Genomic DNA, 20,547 nt, shown 5'->3' on the forward strand with positions numbered 1-20,547 from the left:
CTCCAGTCCGTTCCACTGGTCACCTGCAGAGCGTCAGTCGCCTCGCCGGATCCGGGCGAGCACTGCGCGCACCTGCTCCAGGTGCGCGGCGGGCACCCCAGCTGTCGCCGCCTCGAGCGCGCCGTCGAGCGCCGCGCGCGCCACGGCCAGGGCGCGGGCGCCCTCCGGCGTCACCTCCAGCCGCGAGGACCGGCGGTCGTCCGGGTGCGGGACACGGCGCACGCACCCCTCGCGCTCGAGACGATCGACGACCTTGCTCGCCGCGCCCACCGTGATGACGACGGTCTCCGCGACGTCCTGCACCCGTGCCGTGCCCCCTCGTCCGTCGACCACCCGGAGCGCGGTGACGCTCCCGAGGGACAACCCACTCGCCGCGGTGACCGCCGTGTCGGCGGCGTTCCACACCGCGATCTGCGTCCGGACGAGCGCATCGAAGAACTCGAGACGGTCCTGAGCACTCACGACCGACCACCCTCGACGCGCACGACGAGCTTGCCGCGCACGGTTCCCGACTCCATGTCACCGTGCGCCCGCACGACGTCCTGCTCCGTGAAGTCGTAGACCCGGCTGATCGGGAACGTCATCGTGCCGTCCGCGACGGCGTCGACCACACGCTGGAGGACCTCGGCCGGCAGGTCCGCCGCGGTGCCGGAGTACGCCGTGAGCCGGACGCCGTTCGGGATGACGTCGTTCGGGGAGAAGTCCGGCACGATCCACTCGTCCGAGAGCATCCCCGTGAAGCACACGGTCCCGTGCACGGCGACCGCGCGGAGGGTGTCGCGGAGGACTCCGGCACCGACGAGCTCGACCGCACCGTCCACCCCGTCCGGCCGGATCGCGCGGACCTGCGCGGCCACCGCCCCGTCATCGACGAGCACGTGGTCGACACCTGCGGCGCGGAGCACGTCGGCGTGTGCGGCCGATCGCGTGGTCGAGAACACCGTGGCCCCGCGCTCCTTCGCGAGCACCGCGATCGCCAACCCGACCGACGAGGTCCCGCCACGGACGAGGACCGTCCCGCCGTCACGCAGGTCGATCCCGGTGGTGAGCGAGCCGTACGCCGTCTGCACCATCTCCGGCAGGGCACCGAGCACCGCCGGGTCGAGCGTGCTCCGGACCGGGACGACGCTCGCCGCCGGGACGCAGGCGTACTCGGCGTACCCGCCGTCGATGGTCCGCCCCATCCCGCCCATCAGCGCGACGACCTGTTGTCCGGGTGCGAACTCCCCGCCAGGCGCACGGACGACACGGCCCGTCGCCTCGATGCCCGGGATGCGCGGGAACGACCCGAACGACCCGAGCCCCTGCCGGAAGTGCTGCTCGGAACGGTTGAGGCCGAATGCCTCCACCCGGACGAGGACCCACCCCTCCGCAGGTTCCGGAACGGGGACGGTCCGCATCCGGAGGGCATCCGGCGCCCCCGGTCCGTCGAGGACGATCGCGCGCATCGCATCAGCCATGCGACGAGATTAGCATTCCACGGAAGATACTTCCACAGACGGTTTCGTCGATCAGCCGGCCGGCAGAGCCGCGTTCACCCCCGTCTGCGCCTGCCGCCAGACCGCGGCACGCGTACCGGCGTAGGTGCCCTCGCCGCTCGAGTAGTGCCGCAGGTTCGTCGTGCCGCCGTCCGTGTTGCCCTGCCAGTAGGCCGTCACCGCGCGCTTCGTCCCGCCGACGAGCCAGATCTGGTCGGCGGCGTCGGTGGTACCGGTCTTGCCGAACAGCGTGGCGCCGTCCGGGGTCTGGCCACCGCTCGCGGTGCCGCCCCGGAACGCGCCCTGCATCACCTCGAACGCGGTCGACGCCACCGTGGGCGAGACGGCCTGCCGGCAGGTCTTCGGCTGCCCGCCGAGCTGCTTGCCGTCGCGGTCGGTCACCTGGTCGACGACCACCGGCGCGCAGTACACCCCGCCGTTCGCGATGCCGGCGTACGCGGCTGCCATCGTGAGCGGGGCGATGCTCGTCGTGCCGAGCACGGCCGCCGGGTTCGCCGGCAGGTCGCCGCCGCGAGCCGGATGCACGCCGAGGCTCGCGGCCACGTCGCGGATGTCGCACAGGTCGAGCTGCGCGGCCATGGACGCGTACGCCGCGTTCACCGACTGCGCCGTGGCGGCACGCACCGTGTAGGGACCGGTCTGGCCAGGCGAGTCGTTCTTCGGGTCCCAGAACGCGGTGATCGTCTGCCCGCACTGGGTCCAGGTGCTCTGCGCGTGCCGCGTGCCGTTCACGACCGCGTCGGGGCTCTTGCCCGCGGCGAGCCACGCCAGCAGCGTGAACATCTTGTACGTCGACCCGACCTGGAAGCCGCTCGATCCCCCGTACGCGTGGTCGGTCGCGTAGTTGAGCGACGTCGCGGTGGCCGGGGCACGGTCCGAGCGGTCGTAGTCCGTGTTCTGCGCCATCGTCAGGACGCGTCCGGTGCCGGCCTCCACCGTGTCGAGGGTGGCACCGAGGGCGAACCGGGACTCGGACGCCGGGTCGTACCGGTCGAGCAGGTCCTTCTGCTGCCCGTTCAGGTCGAGGTCGAGCGTCGTCTGGATCCGGTAGCCGCCCTTCCGCCACGCGTCCTCGCGGCGTTCCTCGGTCGGGCCGAGCTGCGGCAGCTCCTGCGCGACGCGCACCGCGTAGTCGCAGAAGAACTCCGCGCCGTGGGCGACCGCCTCGCAGCCCTGCTGCGGCGCGGTGATGCGGACGTAGTCGGCCGGCTTCGACGCGAGCGCCTCGGTCAACTCGGCCCGGGTCAGGTGCCCCTGGTCGTGCATCGAGCGGAGGATGACATCGCGCCGGGCGACGTTGCCGTCGTAGTGCGACGGCGTCGAGAGGTCGCGGCGTTCGGGCCACTGGACGATCGCGATCAGGGACGCCGCCTCGGCCGGGCTGAGGTCGGTGGCGTCCTTGCCGTAGTAGTGCTGCGCGGCCGACTGCACGCCGTACGTCTGGTCGCCGAAGTAGGCGATGTTGAGGTAGGCCGTCAGGATCTCCTGCTTCGAGTACTCCTTCGCGAGTCCGATCGCGAGCTTCATCTCGGCGAGCTTCCGGTTCGCGGACCGCTTGGTCGCCTCCTTGTAGCCCGCGTCGCGTTCCGCCTCGGTGGGGAGCTCGCTCGCCTGCTGGATCTTGATGTTCCGCACGAGCTGCATCGTCAGCGTCGAACCCCCGGAGCCGCCCTTGCCACCGGCCGCGATGACGCTCACGAGCGACCGGACCATGCTCGTCGCGTCGACCCCGCCGGTCTCGTAGAAGCGCTTGTCCTCGCCGTCGACTGCCGCGTGCTCGAGGGTGTCGCTGATCTGGTCGAGGGTGAGTTCCTGCCGGTTCTGCGCCCACACGTTCGCCAGGTGCACGGGCTGCCCGCCGCGGTACGCCCAGATCTCGTTGCGCTGCGGGAGGTCCCCGATCTCGATGTACTCCGGCATCGAGTCGAACACCCCGATCGCCGAGCTCGTCCCCACGCCCGCGACCGCGAGCACCGGCGTCACGCCGACCCCGACCAGCAACCCGGCGAGCACACTGCCACCCACGAAGCCGAACACGGCTCCCCCTGCACGTCTGAACGTCATGGCCGGAGCGTCCCAGCCGTCCTCGGACGACCGCCGGGACTTCGCCGGAGAAGTCCGACACGTCGACTGGGAAAGCGCCGAGGCGGTACGGATCGTTACGAAGCGCGAGCCAGCCCGTGTTCGTACGCGAAGATCACCGCGTGCACACGGTCCCGCAGGCCGAGCTTCGCGAGGACCCGACCGACGTGCGTCTTCACCGTCGACTCGCTGGTGTGCAGCGCCGCCGCGATCTCCTGGTTCGACAGTCCACCGGCGATCGCGAGCAGCACGTCCCGCTCCCGGGGTGTCAACACCGACGCCGCGTCTCCCCCGCCGTCCTCCGGGTCGGGCAGCCGCGTGCCGAAGAGCTCGAGCATCCGCTGCGTGACCCGCGGCGACACGACCGCCTCGCCCGACGCCACCGCCCGGACCGCGTCGAGCAACTGCGCCGAGCTGATGTCCTTCAGCAGGAAGCCGCTCGCCCCGGCGCGGAGCCCGCCGAACGCGTACTCGTCGAGGTCGAACGTCGTGAGGACGAGCACCCGCGTGTCGGGCACCTGCTCCACGATCGCCGCCGTCGCCGTGACCCCGTCCACCCGCGGCATCCGGACGTCCATGAGCACCACGTCCGGGTGGTGGGCGCGGGCGAGCTGGACACCGGCGGCTCCGTCCTCGGCCTCCCCCACCACCTCGATGTCGGGCTGTGCCTCGAGCAGCAGCCGGAACCCGGTCCGGATGAGCTGCTGGTCGTCGACGATCGCGACGCGGATCATGCGGTCACCTTCCTGATCGGGATCGAGGCCCGGACCTCCCAGCCGCCGTCGGGCCGGGGACCGGCGCCGACGCTGCCGTCGAGCGCGTGCACCCGTTCGCGGATGCCGATGAGTCCGCGGCCGGCGCCGATGGGGGTGTCGGGGGCGGAGCGGCGTCCGTCGTCGGCGACCAGGACGACGACGCTGTCCGTGGTCGACGTCACGACCGCCGAGACGGCGCGGGCGTCGGGGGCGTACCGGACGGCGTTCGTGAGCGACTCCTGCACGATCCGGTACACGGCGAGCTGGAGGGCGTCGTCGTCCGGCGGGGCACCGACGAGCTCGAGCGTGACGGGGGTGCCGAGCGTCCGGAAGCCGTCGACGAGCTGCGGGAGGTCCCGGATCGCGGGCTGGGGTGCATGTGGCGCCGGCGTGTTCGGCTGCGCCCCGGTGTCCCCGTCGTTCAGCACCCCGAGCATCCGCCGCATGTCGGTCATCGCGCTGCGGCCCACCTCGGCGACGCCGTGCATGGCGACCGCGGACGGCTCCGAGGGCGGGAGACCGGCGGCGGCCCCCTCGGCCAGCCGGACCATCACCGTCACCGAGTGCGAAACGATGTCGTGCATCTCGCGCGCGATCCTCGCGCGCTCCGCCACGGCGGCGAGCCGGGCCTGCTGGTCCCGTTCCCGAGCGAGTTGGCGTGCGCGTTCGATCAACGCCTCGGTGTAGCGGCGCCGGTCCCCTGTGGTGGTGCCGATCAGGACCGCGATCACGAGGAAGGCGGGCAGTGCCGGCGCGAAGACCTCGCCGAGGCCACCCGATCCCGGCGCGACGACCCACACCCGCACGGCGGTCGCGGCGGCTCCGAGCACCGACGCGACGGCGATGCTCCACCAGCCTGCCGCCCGGGACCACCAGACGCACGCGGCGAAGGCGGCGAAGAGCATCGGCGAGTACCCGGCCTCGGTCCACGCCATCGCGATGACCGACACGAGACCGGCCACCACGGTGACCTGCGGCCGGGTGCGGCGGAACGGGATGCCCGACACCGCGATGCCCACGAGGACCAGGACGATGACGGTGTTCGCGACGGACTCGTCCGCGCGCCACACGCCGGCGATCGCGAACGCGAACTCGGGACCGCCCCAGAACAGGATGAGCAGGGCGTCCGCGACGCGCGGGTGCCCGGCCCACAGGCGTCGGATCGGGCCGGGCGGGACGGGCAGCGTGACGTCCCCGGCGCCGTCGAGGGCGCCGGAGAACGTTCTCGCTGGCGTCACGCGTCTCGCTTCTGGGCGAGGACGAGGGCCGTCATCGTCGCGACGACCACCCACGCCGCCAGCACCGCGAATCCACTCCACCCGCTCAAGGCTAGGACGCCGTCGTGCCATCCGGACGTGTCCTCCGTGCCGAACTGCATCAGCGGCTGTCCGGCGTTCTGCGGGAGCACGTTGTTCACCGTGCCGAGCCACTTCGCGTTCGTGAAGCCCTGGACGAGCTGCACGATCACCGGGGCGACGAGCATGAGGCCGAGCACACTGGCGATCGCCCCCGCTGTGGACCGCAGGATGATGCCCACCGCGAAGGCGAGCAGGCCGATGAGCGTCAGGTACACGGACGCCCCGAGCAGCGGCATCGCGACGCCGCCGTCGAGCGATGCCTCGACGCCGTTGGCGTTGGCGATCGGCATCGTGATGAACGCCGTCGCCCACACGCTCACCGCGCTGGCGACGAACACGCTCGCGGCCAGGACGACCCCCTTCGCAGCGAGCGCCTCCCACCGCCGGGGCACGGCGGCGAAGGTCGACCGGATCATGCCGGTGCCGTACTCACCGGTGACGACGAGGGCGCCGATCACCGCGACGACGAGGACCGAGATCGTCGCGCCGCTCGTGCTGTACTGCACGAGCGCGTTGCGGGCGGCGTCGCCGGTGAGCGTCTTCCCGTCGGTGTTCGCCAACGAGGCCAGCAGGACCCCGATGCCGATCGGCAGCAGGATCAGGACGAGGTAGCTCCAGATCGTCGAGCGGAGCGACCGCAGCTTGACCCACTCGGAGTGCAGGACCCCGGAGAACCGCAGGCGGACGTCGTCGTGGTGGACGGTGGTGCGCGGCCGTTCGGCCGTCATGGTGGCGCTCATCGCGCGACCTCCGATCGGTACTCGACCTCGTCGTGCGTCAGCTCGAGGTAGGCCTGTTCGAGGCTCGCCGCGGTCGAGGCGAGCTGGTGCAGGACGATGCCGGACGCCGCAGCGGCCTCACCGATCTGCTCGGCGCCGAGGCCGCGGACGCGCAGGCCGCCGCCGTCCTCGTACGCGATCGCGACGTCCGGCCCGGCGATCGCCGTCATGAGCCGATCGGGTTCGGGCGTGCGCACCGACACCGACCGCTCGGTCGACGAGGCCACGAGGTCGGCGAGGTCCGTGTCGGCCAGTACCCGCCCGCGACCCATCACGACGATGCGGTCCGCCGTCAGCGCCATCTCGCTCATGAGGTGGCTGGAGATGAACACGGCGCGCCCCTCGGCGGCCAGGCTCCGGGCGAGCTGTCGCACCCACACGACACCCTCGGGGTCGAGGCCGTTGACCGGCTCGTCGAGGATCAGGGTCTGCGGGTCGCCGAGCAGTGCCGCCGCGATGCCGAGACGTTGCCCCATGCCGAGGGAGAACCCTCCGACGCGCTTCTTCGCGACGTTCTCCAGCCCGGTCATGCCGATGACCTCCTCCACCCGCGACTTCGGGATGCGGTGGGTGACGGCGAGGGCGAGCAGGTGGTCGTACGCGCTGCGGCCCTTGTGCACGGCCTTCGCCTCGAGCAGGGCCCCCACGCGGCGCAGCGGGTCGCGGAGCTCGCGGTACGGACGTCCGTCGACCACGGCGCTGCCGGACGTCGGGCTGTCCAGGCCCATCACCGCGCGCATCGTGGTGGACTTCCCGGCGCCGTTCGGCCCGAGGAACCCGGTGACGACACCGGGCCGGACGGTGAACGACACGTCGTCGACGGCGGTCTTCTCGCCGTAGCGCTTCGTCAGGTTCTGGATCTCGATCATGCGGCAACGCTACGAATCCGCGCCCCTCGCCCACATCGCCGCCAGCGCCCATCTTCCGGCACCGCAGGTGGTACCCCGGTACCACCTGGCCGGCGCACGGCACGGCCCGGAGGCTGCGCGGATACGCTCGACGGATGGCGGACTCCGGCTGGCACGAGGACGTCCTCGGGGCGCCGTTCGAACGCCTCGAACTCCCGCTGGGCGAGGACTCCGAGGGGCCGGTCGTCGCGACCCTGGTCCGCCGTCGCCGGTCCCCCGCCGACCTCCTGCTGCACGCGCACGGCCCGCTGCATGGTGTCGACGTCCTGTACGTGCACGGCTGGTCGGACTACTTCTTCCAGGTCGAGCTCGCCGACCGGGTCGAACGACTCGGGGCACGGTTCCACGCACTCGACCTCCGCAAGTACGGGCGCAGTCTCCGGCCGCACCAGACACCGGGGAACGTCGACGACCTCGCCACGTACGACGAGGACATCGGCGCCGCCCTCGACGCGATCGCCGCCGAGCACCACGGCGACTCCCGTCGACGACTGGTGCCGATGGGGCACTCGACCGGCGGGCTCACCCTGTCCCTGTGGGCGGCACGGCACCCGGAGCGCGTCGACGGCCTCATCCTGAACAGCCCGTGGCTCGAGTTCCAGGCGAGCGCGGTCGGCCGGGCACTCGTGGCACCGGTGATCAAGCTCGGGGCACGGCGGAACCCGCTCGCCCCGATGCCGGCCGTCGACCCGGGCTTCTACACCCGGACGGTCTCAGCAGCGGGCGAGGGCTCGTGGACCTACGACCAGCAGTGGCGGCCCGACCGGGGCTTCCCGCTGCACCCGGGCTGGCTCGCCGCGGTGTTCGACGGCCAGGCCACCGTCGAGGCCGGCCTCGAGCTCGAGGTCCCGGTGCTCGTGATGCTCAGCGACAAGAGCATGCTGCAGCCGCGGTGGGACGACGGGATGGCCCGGGCCGACGTCGCCCTCAACGTGGACGTCGTCGCGCACCGCGCCCTGTCCCTCGGCAGCGAGGTCACGGTCCGCCGGCTGCACGGGGCCGTGCACGACGTCGTGCTGTCGACGCCCGACGTGCGCGAACACGCCTACGAGTCGATCGACCGGTGGGCCAGGTCCCTGCCGCGCTGACCCGTCGGCCGTTACCCTGAGCGCCATGACCGCATCGTTCAACCACACGATCATCGCGGCGAAGGAGCCCGCGGTGTCCGCGGCGTTCTTCGTCGACCTCCTCGAGGCAGCCGAGGCTCCGTCCTGGGGTCCGTTCACCAACCTGCAGCTCCCCGACGGCGTGCTCCTGCAGTTCGCCGCTCCCCCGATCGACTTCCCGCCGCAGCACTACGCGTTCCTGCTCGACGACGAGCACTTCGACCGCGCCTACGCCCGCATCACCGCCGAGGGCCGCGAGCACTGGGCCGACCCGCAGCGCCAGCGACCGGGCGAGACGAACACCGAGCACGACGGCCGTGGCGTCTACCTCCTCGACCCCTCGGGCCACTACGTCGAGCTGCTCACGAGGCCGTACCTGTGACGATCACGCTCGCCCGGCTCGACCCGACCGGCGCCGACCGTGCGGACCTCGTCGCGTTCCTGACCGGCGAGGACTTCCCGTTCCACGTCCGCCGCACGATCGCCCGCGTGGACGCCGAGGCCGCGATCGACGCCGGCGCCTACCGCGACGACGAACACGACACGTACTGGCTGGAGCACGACGAACTCGGACGCATCGGCATCGTCCGACTCGAGGACCTCGCCGATCCCGTTCCCCTCTTCGACCTGCGCATCGCCGGCCGGTTCCGCGGCCGGGGCCTCGGCGTGCCGGCGCTCCGGGCGACCACCGACCACGTGTTCCGCACGATGGGCGACGTCACACGCTTCGAGGGACAGACCCGGGAGGACAACGTCGCGATGCGCCGTGTCTTCGTCCGCGCGGGATGGGTGAAGGAAGCGCACTACCGCGAAGCGTGGCCGGTCGAGGGCGCTGCACCCGTCGCGTCGGTCGCGTACGGGATGCTCCGGCGCGACTGGGAATCGGGCACGGTGACGCCCGTCCCGTGGGACGACGACGTCATCGCGAGCAGCGAACGGGGTCGCTGAGGCACCGGCCTGGAGGCGCGGGTCGTCTCCGCCACGCGACGAACGTCGACAGGCGCGAACCGCCCAAGGCATCCGACCCGTGAGAGCGTCACTTCGGGCTGATGGGTACTGTGTACGAGGCGGCGCCGTTCCCGGCGGCGTTGACGGCGGTGACCCGCACCATGTTGTTCCCAGAGGGCAGGCCGGTGAGGGTGAGCGGGCTCGACGTTCCGCTCACCGTGTACGAGCCGTACATGGTGGACAGCACGTAGCTGGTGATCGGCAGTCCGCCGTCACTGGCCGGTGCGGTGAACGCCACTGTCGCGGACCCGGTGCCGTTGGTCGTGCTGGTGATGGTCGGCCGGCCGGGTGTCATCACCGTCACCGGAGCGGTACCGAACCGGACGACGGCGGCCTTGCTGACGTTGCCGGTCGCGTCGACGGCGAACAACGCCACCGTGTACTGCTGCCCCGTGGGAACTGACGGCACCGCCGCTGAGGTCCCGGTGACGGTCAGCGGGGTGCCACTCTGCGGTGTCGCGTTCGCGCCGGAGCCCTGCACGAGCCGGGCGACGACGGACTTCGCGTCCTTGGACGCCGACGCCTTCCACGTGACCTTCCGCGGCGACGTCGCTGAGACCGCGACCGAGGTCGGCGCTGCCGGTGCCGTGACGTCTGCGCGGGCCTGCCACTGGAGCGTGCCGGTCTGCGGGTACTTCTCGCCGTTGTCGCAGTACTGGGTGAACGACATGTCCACGGTGTCTGGCAGCCCGGTCACCGGGTCGTTGATGAACTGCTTCACGGTGACAGTGCCGTTCGAATCGCAACCGCTGGAGTTCACCGTGTCGACGAGGCTGTAGTCACCGCTGACGGTGGTCTTCGTCGTCCCGACCGGAAGGGGCCGGCTGTTCGGACTCGTGAGCCGGATGTTGAGGGCGCTGCCGGAACCGTCGAGACGGTCCGCGTTGAACGTCCACCCGGAGACGCCGGAAACGACCGTCATGGCCGTGTTCGCCGCGGTGACCTTGGTCGTCTTGCCCTGGTCGACGATGCCCTTGCCGGATGAGGTGATCCCGGTCGTTCCGAGGAACGCGGACCCGGTGAGCGGCACGCTACGAGTCGTTGCTCCGACCTTCATGCTCACCGCAGCAGTGGCAGGACCGGGAGCCATCGGCGCGAACCCGACCCTGAACGAGCAGGTGGCGCCGGCAGCGAGGGTGGTCTTGCAGGTGCTGCCGCTGACCGAGAACGACGATGCGTTCACCCCGACGACTGCAGGCGTGCCGAGCGCGACAGCCGCGGTACCGGTGTTGTGCACCGTCTCGACCTGCACCGTCTTCGGCAGTCCGATGAACGTCTTCGCGAAGACGACGTTCCGAGCTCCGAAGACCACGGATGCGGCGGCGTCCTCTCCGAACCGGAACTCACCGACGCCGGGCACGACGCCGTCGAAGCGGGTGATCGTGCCGTTCTTCGGGTCGGACGCGATGTCGACGATGTCGAACTCGCCGTACAGGTACTCCCCGTTGATGGCCAACGTGGGCACTTTCGCACCGTACGGCTGCTGCCCGACGAGGCGGTACACCCCGGTGGTCAACGGCTTGTCGTCCGGTGGCGTCAGGATGAACGACGCGCTACTGGTGCTCGAGACAGTCATCCGGGCGTCGATGCCCCGGGTGGTGTCGGAGAGGTACCGCTGCACGTTCGACCCGTCAGCGAACTGCGGCGTTCCGCGGTCCGAGTAGTGCGGGGAGAGGATCTGCAGCACCCCTCCGGTCGGCGTGGCTGCTTCGGCCGGTCCGGCACCGATCGTGCCGACGAGCCCAGCGGTGAGAAGCACGGCAGCACCGAGTGCTGCTGAGCGGGCGATGCGCTGCATTGCGTGGTCCGTTCCGTCCCCGTGCGCGCCTCGGGTAGGCGGCGCCGCAGACGCTACTCCCGAGCGTCCTCGTTGCGCCGGACGCAGGTGGTTCGGTTGGGATGCGACGGAGGGTGTGCGCAGTGGTGCGGACGGGAGCCTCCCGCCGCACGGCTACGGAGTCAGCGTCACCGATCGGATCCACGTGTGACGATGAACGCGTCGAACAGTGCTCGCTCGGAGGTGTCGGTGGTGGTCGCCTCGAGCGTGATGCCGTCGCGGCCCTTCGGCACGTCGATGGGGATGCGGGTCGTCGCTCCGCAGTGGATGCTCGCGTCGCCGATGAGCGCGTCGGTGTCGTACGAGTAGCCGTACTTGTCGTGCTTCGTCGTGATGTCGTGGATCGCGAGGTGCACCGTCTCCGTGGATCGGCACACGGCGAGGACGTCGTACGGGCCGGCGAGCTCGGTCTCCAGTGTGATCGCTGCGCGGGCCTGCTTCGTGTTCTCGTCGTCGACGAGCAGCTGCCCGCCACCGCCGCCGTGATCGCCACCGAGCTGCGATGACATCTGGCTGAGCCAGTCCTGCCCGTAGTTCTTGGGGAGGCCGTTCCCGGTGCCGTGACTGGTGCATCCGGCGAGGAGGAGCGCCGAGCCGATGGTCAGAACTGCGACGGTCAGTCGGCGGCGAGTGTTCAGCACTCGTTGATCATGCCTGTAGTGCAACGACGCGGCCACCCCATCATCGCGGGGTCTTGCTCCCACGGCTATGGGTGATTGCACCCTGTCGAGCTTCGGAAGGGCTCACTCTCGGGAAAGCCCCACGCTCCAGCGTTCGTTAGACGATCGGCTATCGGAACTCACGCATGGTGACCACTAGGCCTGTCCGCCTGAGTTGACCGCATCACCCGACCAGGTCAGGTCATCGCTGTCGGCGATGGCGAACGCCTCGAAACGAGGGTCTTCGAGCACACCGTCGATGAGGCCGTGGCTGCCGGCGACGATGGTGAAGTCCCAGTCGATCTCGGTCGCGAGCACCCAGCTGTGGTCCTCCGACCACAGCATCTGCGGCGTGTGCCCGGCGGCGGGCCAGACGTCGACGGAAGCTGTATCGAGCCAGTCTGGCTCCGCGAACAGAGCGAGGGACGCGGACATCAGGTGGAACTCCCGTCCCGGCCACTCGAACGTCGGACCACCCAATGCGTCCGCGACGGCGGCTTCTCGGAGCCGTCGCCGTTCCGCATGCTCTTGCAACTGTCGCAACTGTTCCTCGCTCGGTTCCCCGACCACGAAAGAGCCTGACGCGGAACCGCCGTTGAGGTCGCCCCAGCCGTTCCACACGGCTGCGACCAGGTCGTCCGGCGTGGTGGTGGCTCGTCCGAGGTGCTCCGTGAGTGCTGCGAGGATCGCCGAGTCGAGCTGCCCCTCTTCTGGAGGACCGACGGTCCACCCGTCCTCGAACTCGATGCCCTGAGGTGGCTCCTCTCCGGACAGACGCACCCACTGCACGAGGGGATGCACATGTCGACCGTTCAGGGCTGCGAGCTCTGCCCAGGTCCACGCGCGATGTTCGACGATCGGATGTCCTCCCCAGCCGTCGAACGCCCTGAGGTCCTCCCGGTGAGCGGGCAATGGGTGCAGGACCCGGGCATATGCCTCAAGCCCAGTTCCCGCGACCCCACCCGCAGTCGCCCAGTGTCCTGCGCGCTGGCGCAGCCAGTCGCCTCGACTGGTGTCCGAGATGAGAGCCATGACCGCACAGTATCGCCGCAGCAGCGACGTCTTGTAGGGAAGCCGATCGATTACCGGAACGACCCAGGACGCTCAGTCAGACGGAGCCGCCACCGTGCCATCCCCGGGGTCCGGCGGCAGCGGTGAGGCGTGCGTGTTCTTCGGTGTCGGTCTGGTGCCATCCGTAGTTCGCGACGACGACGTAGCTCTCGCCTCCGTGTTCTTCCCGGAGGCGTCCCGGTCCCAAGCCGTCGGTGAACACCTCTTCGTCGATCCAAGTGAGGAGTTGCCCGACCCAGTCAGCAGCATCCCCTGGTCGGGCGTAGACCCAGTACTGATGCGAGCCGGAAGCGGGCATCCCGATGAGCAGACAAGCGGACTCGCCGTCGCGCTGTGTGATGCGCACGTCGAGGACGTGTCCGTCTCGCGCGCGGACGTCCGTGAGTCGGTAGTCCAGCCGACTGCTCTTCCGAGGGTCGAGAAGGCGCCATGCTGTTTGCCGGCGCAGAACCTCAACGATGGCATCGTCACTCAGCATGATCGGATCCTCCCATGCGCCCGGTGGCCGATCCATCGAGACAATGACCGGTCGCTGAGGGGCGGTAGCATCCACGGGAACCCGCCCAAGGCGCATCTACCCGGTGAGGAAGCGTCCTGCCCGCAGCATGGCGAGGGTGGCTGCTCGTTCAAGCCGGGCCGGGTCCGTAGGCCTCACTTCGCTGCGGGCGATGTCGGAGGTCATCAACGGCGACGTCCGATGAGCGATCGGCCACCGGACGCGAAGAGGCGACAGTGGCAAGCTCGGCTCATGAAGGTTCCGGGTTGGCTCGCGGCACTCGTCCTGGGTGCGCTCGCCTTCGTAGTCGGGCTTGTCCTCCAGCTCACCGGTTCTTGGCACATCGGCCTCGCTATTTCGATGGTCGGCATGATGGTGGGAGTCGTCGGCGGCATGTGCCGTCCCCGAAGCTCGCACTAGGGCAACTCGCGCTACTGTGCGCGAACCCCGCCGTGCAGGACATGGCAGCCGTCCGGTAGCCGATCGGCTACCGTTCGCCTCATGCGATTGCCGCTGAACGAGTTCGACGACGACGCGATCGTGCGACCCTCTCCTGTTCGCGTTGACGGGCGGTTTCCGTCCTCCGCGGTCCTCTGCTTCTTCCCGGAAGCGATCGAAGAAATGGAGCGCCACGGAGAGCTCGAGCGGATCGGGAAGTTCAGCGCTCAGCTCGGCGGGATGGCGATCTACGCGACTCCCGGCCAGCAAGTGGCCGTGTTTCACCCAGGAGTGGGTGGTCCGTTGAGCGCCCACTGCTTCGAACAGGCGATCGCGTCGGGGGTGCGTGCAGCGATCGCCGTCGGGGGCGCGGGAGCGATCGCTCCCTCATTCGGGAAGGACGACGTGTTGGTGGTCTCGGGTTCCATCCGAGACGAGGGGACGTCGTTCCACTACGTCCCGGCGAGTCGGTTACTGCAGTTCAACGAGGACGAGGTTCGACGTCTCGTCAACGGATGCGTCGAAGCAGGACTGCCGGCCGCCGCCGGTGTGACCTGGACCACTGACGCGGACTTCCGTGAGGCCCATGGACGAATGGCTCGCCGGCGGGCGGAAGGATGTGTCGCTGTCGAAATGGAGGCCGCTTCGCTCGCGGCCGTCGCGCGGTTCCGCGCGGTCCGCTACGGCCACGTCCTGTACAGCGGCGACGACTTAACCGGCGACGTATGGGCAGAACGAGCATGGACGGGATCCAGCCGTCGGGCCGCGCTGCTACGAACCGCGATCAAGCTCAGCGTCCGGTAGCTGATCGTTGAACGGAGAGCGCAGCTACCGGTCATGCTTCAGCCGTGGGGCTGTCGATGCAAGGTAGGTGGCAGCGAGCTGGGCGACCTCCTCGCGGTAGCGGCGTTCGACTGCGCGGTGCTGGGAGCTGCCCGTGAGTCCCTGGGTCGCGTACAAATCGTCAAGCACGTCGTCGACTTCGACAAGGGTCTGCGCCGCTTCGGGGCCATCGTGTCCGATGCTGTTGTGAGCCCAGGAGGAGAACTCGCGCAGGCAGAGCTCGCCGTCCAGGAAGCGTCGGCACGCGACCCGCAGGGCGAGAAGCGGGATCTCCTCACCATCTCGGTCAAGCGGTGGGACGCCCGCTTCGGTGAGGACCGTTGAACTGAGGTCGACGACATCCGCAGAAGTCGCGCTTGCATAGAGGGAGGCGAGGGCGAGCAGCGACGGGCTGTTGTGTCCTTCCGCGACGAGATCCGCCGCTAGCGCGATGACGTCGCTGCTACTGCAGAGGCCTAGTACCAGGGCCGCAGTCACTTCGCGCAGGTCAGCCATCGCAAGACGAAACAACTCTCTCGCCTCGTCGTCCACACGATCTCCTCACGACAGGAGTCACGCTAACGCCTCTCAGCTGACCTGGCCTGCTCAAGAGTAACTAGCACGCCTCTTATGAGGATCGCTCTGCGGACTAGTCCTGGCGGGCGAAGGTACGCGCCCTCGCGACGGCGCGGCGTCGAAGATCAGCAGGGGTAGGTACATCCCTGCTGATTGACGATCGAAATGAAGATGGTGACGGCCCCGCCGATGAAGGCAATGGCCAGGATGCTTCCGATGATGATGGCTGCCACCGCGAGCTTTCGACCGCGCTGACCCGTTTCCGCGATCTGGTGAAGAGCGACAGCGCCGAGGATGACCCCCACGATGCCCATGACGAAGGCCAGAACGAATGCGAGGACCGCCAGCTCGTTGCGAGACGCTTGCTCGCTCGGGTTCGGTGATGCAGTCAACGTCATCACTCCAACTTATCGGCCCAGTCCCGATCAACGATCGGCCACCGGACTGAACGTCAGTCCTTGGCCTGGTACCGAACGGCGCCATCGGTGGACCGGTACGGAATCGAGAAGCTCGAACAGATCACGCCGTTCTCGTAGTCGTCCTTGACCGTGTCCATGAAGGCGTACGCCTCGTCGTCCGTGGCGAAGACGCCCAGGACCGTGTTGTGGGGTGACTCGTCGTGCTGGACGATCCATACCTCCCCGCCAGCGAAAAGCTTCGGGCGTCGGAAAAAGCGTGGCCGAGGACTCCATCTACTCACGAGGGAGAGTGTAGGAGGGCGCTGTCCGTGAGCCGATCCATCAGGAAGACTCGAACACATGCCCGCAGACCAACTCGCTGTACCCGCGTTCGTGCTGTCGATCATCGGGGTCGTCGTCGCCAGCGTCGGCATGATTATCGGCGTAGCTGCATCCGCCTGATCAATGCTCCCGGTGGACCGGCGGGACCGTACATCCAGGTAACCCTCCGCAACCGAGGAGCTGCCCCCGTCGATGTCGAGAACTGGTTCATCCTGCTCGATGACGGTAACGCTCTTTGTCATTCCGGCGCCGTTCCGGCCTAACTCGCCACTACCCCACTCACTGGCGGCCGGCGCTAGCGTCACGTTCTACACACTCGCCTCCGAGATCAAGAAGGCCGCCGGAAAGCGGGACCTCGCACGTGCACGCGCCGCAGCACAGCTCGCCACCGGGCAACGGGTCCGGAGCAGGAAAGGCATCACGGTCAGATGACCATGATCGAAACAAGGACCGGCCCACGATTGAAGCCCTGTCTGCGCGAGTGGCTGCAATACGTTCACTGCATGAGTGACCAGAAGAGCGCACGCGACACCCGGGAATCTGATGAAGACGCGCAGCGCGGCTTCCGGTTCCTGCAACTCGGTTTCGCACGGCTCACCGCGCTGGAACAACAGATTGAGTCCCTCGAGGTGCGCGAGGGCTCATCACTCGATGGTGACCGCGAAGCGACGCGGTACAACCCGATCCCGGATCAACTGGTCGGACTGCTAGTGGCCGCTACTGACCACCTCCGGGCGGTGCAGGTGACTGTCGAAGACTCCGGAGGGAAGATCCTCGCGATGGCCCTGTTTACCCTCGTACGCAGTGCCATCGAAATGAGTGGAACGGGACTCTGGATCCTCGCGCCAAAGAGCCGCGACGAGCGCGTGCTGCGCTCGCTCGCACTGACGTGGGACAACCGCCGACAGGTTCGATCTGTGAAGACGGCGCTCGGCCAGGACCCTGCGCAGGACGCCGGGTTCAACCGGATGCAAGCCCGGGTGGAACAGCTCATCGACCAGCGTCCGGGGATCGGCGGCACACGGATATCAAAGGTTGAATCCGTCACCGGACGTCTCGGGTCGATCTCGGATCTCGTGCCACATCTCGTGGAACCGCCTCTGATCCTCTGGCAGATGGCCAGCGGAATCGCTCACGGGAACACGTCGATGATGCAGGGCGTCCTGGAACAGAAGCAGCTCAGTCCCTTCGTCGGTGGTTCAGCCTCGTTCGAGCTCACAACATCGGTAGTGACACTTGCCATGTTCTACGACGCGGCCCTGACCCTCGTCGCCCGCCTACTCGAGCTGCACGAGACCCGGAACACGTCTCGATAGCCGGTCCCCCGATGATCGTCCCGGCGCCCCGGTTCACCGGGTCACCCCACCCATGCTGCTGGCCGCTGGCGCTGTCTCACATGGGTGGTCCGCAGTCGTTCGCGACAGCGGCCCGCCAAACGAACACGACCGAGACCCTTCCTCGTTGGCCGTTGCTCTGCCCGCGACCTCCTGCGTCAACGTCACGACGAGCCAGGAGGAGGACCCCCAGACGCGCAGCGTCCGAGCACGTCATGGCCCCGGACCGTCTCGACGAGCGCGACGACGTTCAGGGCCGACGGCCCGACGGAGCAGTTCGTGGCGCGCCTGGTCAGACCGGACGGCTGAACAGGTTCACCAGGTTCCCGTCCGGGTCCCGGAACAGCGTCGACCGGTTGCCCCACGGCATCGTGGACGGCGGCAGCACCACATCGCCGAGCCCGTCGCGGAGCCGTTCGAACGCAGCATCGACGTCCTCCACGAGGAACTCGACGATGACGCTCCCGTTCGACGCCGCGGTCGGCGCGGCGTCCCCGAGCATCCCGACGGTCGCGGGCGTCCCGAGCGCCAGGACGGCTCCACCGGTCACGATCTCCGCGAACACCGGCGCCGGACGCCGCGCGGCGGTCCCGGTGACGCGCTCGTAGAACGCGACCATCCCGTCCAGGTCCTCGGTGATGATCCGGATCGATGCGAACTCCATGGTGTGCCTTCCCGGGCGGCCTCGGTGACCGCCCGGGTCGAGCATCCTCGCCCGGTGCGACAGCGTCCTGTCGGTGTTTCCCGGATCGGTCGGGTCAGTCGCCGAGGACGGGCCGGAGCACCCCGTGCGGGATGTCGAGCTCCTCGACCCGGACCACTCGTGGCGGGGCGGCCTCGTCGGTCTCCTCGACGGCGAGGACCCGGTCGCCGCGGAACGCCCGGACGCCGTCGCGCAGCCGGCACCAGGCGACGAGGTACCAGTCCTCGCCCTTGCCAATGTACCCGAGCGGTTCGACGGTCCGCTCGGACTCGGCTCCGGCTCGGTCGCGGTAGCGCATCCGCACGACACGGCCCCGGGTGAGTGCTGCTGCGAGCGCCGTCGGTGCGGGCACCCGGTCGCCGGCCTCGAGCAGGTGGACCCTGCCGGCGAGGCGTGCCGTTCGTCGGGCGTCGTCCTCGGTGAGGACCGCCGTGACCTTCCGGGCGGCGTTCCGGGCGGCTTCGCGGAACGGGCTGTTCCCGAGGGTCGCGAGGCCGATCGCCACGGCGAGGGCTTCCTCGACCGTGAACCCGAGCGGTGGGAGCGTGGCGCGCGCGTCGATCGTGTAGCCGCCCGTGCGTCCCGGTTCGGCCCAGATCGGGACCCCGGCCTCCTGCAGTGAGACGAGGTCTCGTTCGACCGTGCGTGTGCTGACGCCGAAGTCCTCGGCGAGCCGACGTGCGCTCCGGCGCTCGGGTGCGGCGGCGCGCAGCGCCTCGACGAGCGCGTACAGGCGGTCGGTCCGGTTCACGACGCGACCATAGCGCCCTGGACGCGACGGCTGACAGCCTGGAGGCGCGGTGCCAGCTGACACCGCGCCTCCAGTCCGATCGTCGGTCGCGTCTCAGGAACGCGACAGGCGCGTCACCGTCGCGTGCGCACCCTCGGTGATGAGCCCGTCGAGGGCGTCGCGGTACGCCGCGACGAAGCGCTCGTCGTCGACGAGGTCCCCGAAGACCTGCCGGTTCGCGATGAAGGCGAGTCGGTCGTCGCGCTGGGTCTTCGCGATCGCCGTGAGCTGATCGGCCAGGCGGTCGACGACGGTGATCGGCTCGCCGGACTCGTCGGTGCCCTCGGCGTACCGCGCCCAGGACGCCACGATCCCGGCGGACAGCGTGACGGGCCCACCGGACGCGAGGTTCTCGCGGACGACGGGCAGCAGCCACTTCGGGATGCGGTCGCTCGACTCGGCGCAGAGGCGTGCGAGCGTGTCGCGGACCTCGGGGTTCTGGAAGCGCTCGATGAGGGTGGACTTGTAGTCCTCCAGGTCGATGCCGGGGACGGGCGTGAGCGTCGGCGTTCCTTCCTCGTCCATGTAGCGGCGCAGGAAGGTCGCGATCGCCGGGTCCTGTGTGGCCTCGTGGGCGTAGCGGTAGCCGGAGAGGTACCCGAAGTAGCAGAGACCCTGGTGCGACGCGTTGAGCAACCGGAGCTTCATGAGCTCGTACGGTTCGACGTCGTCGACGAGCTGCACCTCGGCCTGCTCGTACGGCGGGCGTCCGGCGGGGTGGTCGTCCTCGAGCACCCACTGGAAGAAGGGCTCGGCGACGACGGGCCAGGCGTCCTCGATGCCGAGTTCGTCCCGCACCCAGGCACGGTCCTCGTCGGCGGTGACCGGGGTGATCCGGTCCACCATCGAGTTCGGGAACGACACGTGCTCGTCCATCCAGTCGGCGAACGCGGGGTCCTGCAGGCGGGCGTAGGCGGTGAACATGTCGCGCGCCACGTGGCCGTTGCCCTGGATGTTGTCGCACGACATCACCGTGAACGGCTCCGTCCCGCGGTCACGGCGTCGGCGGAGCGCCTCGACGACGAGCCCGAACACGGTGCGCGGCGGCGCGTCACCCCGTAGGTCGGCTGCGACGCCGGGCTCATCGGCGACGAACTCGCCGGTCACGTGGTCGAAGTTGTAGCCGCCCTCGGTGATGGTCAGGCTGACGATCTTCGTGTCCGGGTGCGCCATCTTCTCGACGACGGCGTCCGGGTCGTCGACGGCGAGCAGGTAGTCGACGATGCTGCCGATGACGCGAGACTCCCGGGTGCCGTCCGGGTGCTTGAGGACGAGCGTGTACAGGCCGCCCTGCTCGGCCATCGCGGTCGCCATCCGACGGTCCTGCTCGAGCACGCCGACACCGCAGATGCCGTAGTCGCGGGCCTCGCCCTGCTGCAGGAGCCGGTCGACCACCATCGCCTGGTGGGCTCGGTGGAAGCCGCCGACGCCGAAGTGGACGATGCCGGCGGTGATCCCGTCGCGGTCGTAGGTCGGGACGGCGACACCGCTCGCGGCGATCTCGTCGAGGGTCTCCGGGGACAGGCGGACGGGCATCGGGTACTCCTTCGTACGGCGAACGTGCTCGGGCCAGTCAACCACGCACA

The 20,547-nt window shown here is 69.4% G+C and carries 22 protein-coding genes; 5 read left to right on the forward strand and 17 right to left on the reverse strand.

The annotated features are described in order from the left end of the window. Positions 1 to 33: 33 nt before the first annotated feature. The 7 genes from CRP27_RS07465 to CRP27_RS07495 form a co-directional block, all read right to left on the reverse strand. Positions 34 to 462, reverse strand: a complete 429-nt coding sequence (locus CRP27_RS07465; RefSeq protein WP_097180055.1) for a MarR family winged helix-turn-helix transcriptional regulator — start codon at positions 460 to 462, stop codon at positions 34 to 36. Continuing rightward, positions 459 to 1,460 carry a zinc-binding dehydrogenase gene (locus tag CRP27_RS07470; RefSeq protein ID WP_097180056.1) on the reverse strand — a complete coding sequence of 334 codons (1,002 nt, stop codon included), beginning with the start codon at positions 1,458 to 1,460 and terminating at the stop codon, positions 459 to 461. Before CRP27_RS07470 ends, CRP27_RS07465 begins: the two co-directional genes overlap by 4 nt. A gap of 51 nt (positions 1,461 to 1,511) precedes the next feature. After that, entirely contained in the window at positions 1,512 to 3,563 is a 2,052-nt protein-coding gene (locus CRP27_RS07475) for a transglycosylase domain-containing protein (RefSeq protein ID WP_255257473.1), read from the reverse strand. A gap of 95 nt (positions 3,564 to 3,658) precedes the next feature. Further along, complete coding sequence (locus CRP27_RS07480) at positions 3,659 to 4,315, reverse strand: response regulator transcription factor (protein WP_097180057.1); 657 nt, start codon at positions 4,313 to 4,315, stop codon at positions 3,659 to 3,661. Further along, positions 4,312 to 5,574: a sensor histidine kinase gene (locus CRP27_RS07485; RefSeq protein WP_176505499.1), complete on the reverse strand. Its 1,263-nt coding sequence runs from the start codon at positions 5,572 to 5,574 to the stop codon at positions 4,312 to 4,314. The genes CRP27_RS07480 and CRP27_RS07485 overlap by 4 nt, the downstream gene beginning before the upstream one ends. Next, positions 5,571 to 6,434 carry an ABC transporter permease subunit gene (locus CRP27_RS07490; protein ID WP_097180059.1) on the reverse strand — a complete coding sequence of 288 codons (864 nt, stop codon included), beginning with the start codon at positions 6,432 to 6,434 and terminating at the stop codon, positions 5,571 to 5,573. The genes CRP27_RS07485 and CRP27_RS07490 overlap by 4 nt, the downstream gene beginning before the upstream one ends. After that, a complete protein-coding gene (locus CRP27_RS07495; RefSeq protein WP_097180060.1) occupies positions 6,431 to 7,342 on the reverse strand; it encodes an ABC transporter ATP-binding protein in 912 nt (303 codons plus the stop codon). The genes CRP27_RS07490 and CRP27_RS07495 overlap by 4 nt, the downstream gene beginning before the upstream one ends. A 134-nt stretch (positions 7,343 to 7,476) precedes the next feature. Between CRP27_RS07495 and CRP27_RS07500 the strand changes: the two genes are divergently transcribed. The 3 genes from CRP27_RS07500 to CRP27_RS07510 are packed head-to-tail and all read left to right on the forward strand — an operon-like array spanning position 7,477 to position 9,435. Next, the gene (locus CRP27_RS07500; RefSeq protein WP_097180061.1) at positions 7,477 to 8,469 is read left to right on the forward strand and encodes an alpha/beta hydrolase; all 993 of its coding nucleotides are present in this window, start codon (positions 7,477 to 7,479) and stop codon (positions 8,467 to 8,469) included. A 25-nt stretch (positions 8,470 to 8,494) separates the two neighbouring features. Continuing rightward, positions 8,495 to 8,869: a VOC family protein gene (locus CRP27_RS07505; protein ID WP_097180062.1), complete on the forward strand. Its 375-nt coding sequence runs from the start codon at positions 8,495 to 8,497 to the stop codon at positions 8,867 to 8,869. After that, positions 8,866 to 9,435: a GNAT family N-acetyltransferase gene (locus CRP27_RS07510; protein ID WP_097180063.1), complete on the forward strand. Its 570-nt coding sequence runs from the start codon at positions 8,866 to 8,868 to the stop codon at positions 9,433 to 9,435. Before CRP27_RS07505 ends, CRP27_RS07510 begins: the two co-directional genes overlap by 4 nt. Before the next feature lie 88 nt (positions 9,436 to 9,523). Here the strand turns inward: CRP27_RS07510 and CRP27_RS07515 are convergent, their stop codons facing one another. The 4 genes from CRP27_RS07515 to CRP27_RS17955 all read right to left on the reverse strand — a co-directional run bounded on the left by CRP27_RS07515 (position 9,524) and on the right by CRP27_RS17955 (position 13,540). Continuing rightward, positions 9,524 to 11,293 carry a choice-of-anchor D domain-containing protein gene (locus CRP27_RS07515; protein ID WP_097180064.1) on the reverse strand — a complete coding sequence of 590 codons (1,770 nt, stop codon included), beginning with the start codon at positions 11,291 to 11,293 and terminating at the stop codon, positions 9,524 to 9,526. A 167-nt stretch (positions 11,294 to 11,460) separates the two neighbouring features. Continuing rightward, positions 11,461 to 11,973 carry a hypothetical protein gene (locus CRP27_RS07520; RefSeq protein WP_097180065.1) on the reverse strand — a complete coding sequence of 171 codons (513 nt, stop codon included), beginning with the start codon at positions 11,971 to 11,973 and terminating at the stop codon, positions 11,461 to 11,463. Positions 11,974 to 12,147: 174 nt separating this feature from the next. Next, a complete protein-coding gene (locus tag CRP27_RS07525; protein ID WP_141399710.1) occupies positions 12,148 to 13,023 on the reverse strand; it encodes a hypothetical protein in 876 nt (291 codons plus the stop codon). A 76-nt stretch (positions 13,024 to 13,099) separates the two neighbouring features. Beyond that, entirely contained in the window at positions 13,100 to 13,540 is a 441-nt protein-coding gene (locus CRP27_RS17955) for a hypothetical protein (protein ID WP_141399711.1), read from the reverse strand. A gap of 519 nt (positions 13,541 to 14,059) precedes the next feature. Here CRP27_RS17955 and CRP27_RS07530 point away from each other — a divergent pair. Continuing rightward, positions 14,060 to 14,800 carry a nucleoside phosphorylase gene (locus tag CRP27_RS07530; RefSeq protein WP_097180067.1) on the forward strand — a complete coding sequence of 247 codons (741 nt, stop codon included), beginning with the start codon at positions 14,060 to 14,062 and terminating at the stop codon, positions 14,798 to 14,800. A 24-nt stretch (positions 14,801 to 14,824) separates the two neighbouring features. Here CRP27_RS07530 and CRP27_RS07535 read toward each other — a convergent pair whose 3' ends face one another. The 3 genes from CRP27_RS07535 to CRP27_RS18440 form a co-directional block, all read right to left on the reverse strand. Next, positions 14,825 to 15,370, reverse strand: a complete 546-nt coding sequence (locus CRP27_RS07535) for a hypothetical protein (RefSeq protein ID WP_097180068.1) — start codon at positions 15,368 to 15,370, stop codon at positions 14,825 to 14,827. Between the two features lie 149 nt (positions 15,371 to 15,519). After that, positions 15,520 to 15,792 carry a DUF4190 domain-containing protein gene (locus CRP27_RS07540; RefSeq protein WP_141399712.1) on the reverse strand — a complete coding sequence of 91 codons (273 nt, stop codon included), beginning with the start codon at positions 15,790 to 15,792 and terminating at the stop codon, positions 15,520 to 15,522. Positions 15,793 to 15,845: 53 nt separating this feature from the next. Continuing rightward, positions 15,846 to 16,376, reverse strand: a complete 531-nt coding sequence (locus CRP27_RS18440; protein WP_255257474.1) for a hypothetical protein — start codon at positions 16,374 to 16,376, stop codon at positions 15,846 to 15,848. A gap of 261 nt (positions 16,377 to 16,637) precedes the next feature. On the opposite strand from CRP27_RS18440, the gene CRP27_RS07550 reads away from it, so the two are divergent. Continuing rightward, positions 16,638 to 17,450 (forward strand): hypothetical protein, encoded by an 813-nt coding sequence (locus CRP27_RS07550; RefSeq protein ID WP_141399713.1) that lies wholly within the window; start codon positions 16,638 to 16,640, stop codon positions 17,448 to 17,450. Between the two features lie 310 nt (positions 17,451 to 17,760). Here the strand turns inward: CRP27_RS07550 and CRP27_RS07555 are convergent, their stop codons facing one another. The 3 genes from CRP27_RS07555 to CRP27_RS07565 all read right to left on the reverse strand — a co-directional run bounded on the left by CRP27_RS07555 (position 17,761) and on the right by CRP27_RS07565 (position 20,497). Further along, positions 17,761 to 18,132 (reverse strand): VOC family protein, encoded by a 372-nt coding sequence (locus tag CRP27_RS07555; protein WP_097180071.1) that lies wholly within the window; start codon positions 18,130 to 18,132, stop codon positions 17,761 to 17,763. Between the two features lie 94 nt (positions 18,133 to 18,226). Continuing rightward, complete coding sequence (locus CRP27_RS07560; RefSeq protein ID WP_097180072.1) at positions 18,227 to 18,922, reverse strand: YafY family protein; 696 nt, start codon at positions 18,920 to 18,922, stop codon at positions 18,227 to 18,229. Positions 18,923 to 19,015: 93 nt separating this feature from the next. Continuing rightward, complete coding sequence (locus CRP27_RS07565; RefSeq protein WP_097180073.1) at positions 19,016 to 20,497, reverse strand: mannitol dehydrogenase family protein; 1,482 nt, start codon at positions 20,495 to 20,497, stop codon at positions 19,016 to 19,018. Positions 20,498 to 20,547: the final 50 nt, after the last annotated feature.

Origin of the sequence: Curtobacterium sp. 314Chir4.1 (assembly GCF_900215175.1) — a bacterium.
Lineage (GTDB): Bacteria > Actinomycetota > Actinomycetes > Actinomycetales > Microbacteriaceae > Curtobacterium > Curtobacterium pusillum_A.

What these genes read in the sequence shown, in the direction of transcription:
- CRP27_RS07555 (WP_097180071.1), bottom strand. Translation starts at nt 18,132, where the DNA reads ATGGAGTTCGCATCGATCCGGATCATCACCGAGGACCTGGACGGGATG.
- CRP27_RS07530 (WP_097180067.1), top strand. Translation starts at nt 14,060, where the DNA reads ATGCGATTGCCGCTGAACGAGTTCGACGACGACGCGATCGTGCGACCC.
- CRP27_RS07500 (WP_097180061.1), top strand. Translation starts at nt 7,477, where the DNA reads ATGGCGGACTCCGGCTGGCACGAGGACGTCCTCGGGGCGCCGTTCGAA.
- CRP27_RS07480 (WP_097180057.1), bottom strand. Translation starts at nt 4,315, where the DNA reads ATGATCCGCGTCGCGATCGTCGACGACCAGCAGCTCATCCGGACCGGG.
- CRP27_RS07495 (WP_097180060.1), bottom strand. Translation starts at nt 7,342, where the DNA reads ATGATCGAGATCCAGAACCTGACGAAGCGCTACGGCGAGAAGACCGCC.
- CRP27_RS07470 (WP_097180056.1), bottom strand. Translation starts at nt 1,460, where the DNA reads ATGGCTGATGCGATGCGCGCGATCGTCCTCGACGGACCGGGGGCGCCG.
- CRP27_RS17955 (WP_141399711.1), bottom strand. Translation starts at nt 13,540, where the DNA reads ATGCTGAGTGACGATGCCATCGTTGAGGTTCTGCGCCGGCAAACAGCA.
- CRP27_RS07540 (WP_141399712.1), bottom strand. Translation starts at nt 15,792, where the DNA reads ATGACGTTGACTGCATCACCGAACCCGAGCGAGCAAGCGTCTCGCAAC.
- CRP27_RS18440 (WP_255257474.1), bottom strand. Translation starts at nt 16,376, where the DNA reads ATGACAAAGAGCGTTACCGTCATCGAGCAGGATGAACCAGTTCTCGAC.
- CRP27_RS07525 (WP_141399710.1), bottom strand. Translation starts at nt 13,023, where the DNA reads ATGGCTCTCATCTCGGACACCAGTCGAGGCGACTGGCTGCGCCAGCGC.
- CRP27_RS07475 (WP_255257473.1), bottom strand. Translation starts at nt 3,563, where the DNA reads ATGACGTTCAGACGTGCAGGGGGAGCCGTGTTCGGCTTCGTGGGTGGC.
- CRP27_RS07550 (WP_141399713.1), top strand. Translation starts at nt 16,638, where the DNA reads ATGAGTGACCAGAAGAGCGCACGCGACACCCGGGAATCTGATGAAGAC.
- CRP27_RS07515 (WP_097180064.1), bottom strand. Translation starts at nt 11,293, where the DNA reads ATGCAGCGCATCGCCCGCTCAGCAGCACTCGGTGCTGCCGTGCTTCTC.
- CRP27_RS07505 (WP_097180062.1), top strand. Translation starts at nt 8,495, where the DNA reads ATGACCGCATCGTTCAACCACACGATCATCGCGGCGAAGGAGCCCGCG.
- CRP27_RS07490 (WP_097180059.1), bottom strand. Translation starts at nt 6,434, where the DNA reads ATGAGCGCCACCATGACGGCCGAACGGCCGCGCACCACCGTCCACCAC.
- CRP27_RS07565 (WP_097180073.1), bottom strand. Translation starts at nt 20,497, where the DNA reads ATGCCCGTCCGCCTGTCCCCGGAGACCCTCGACGAGATCGCCGCGAGC.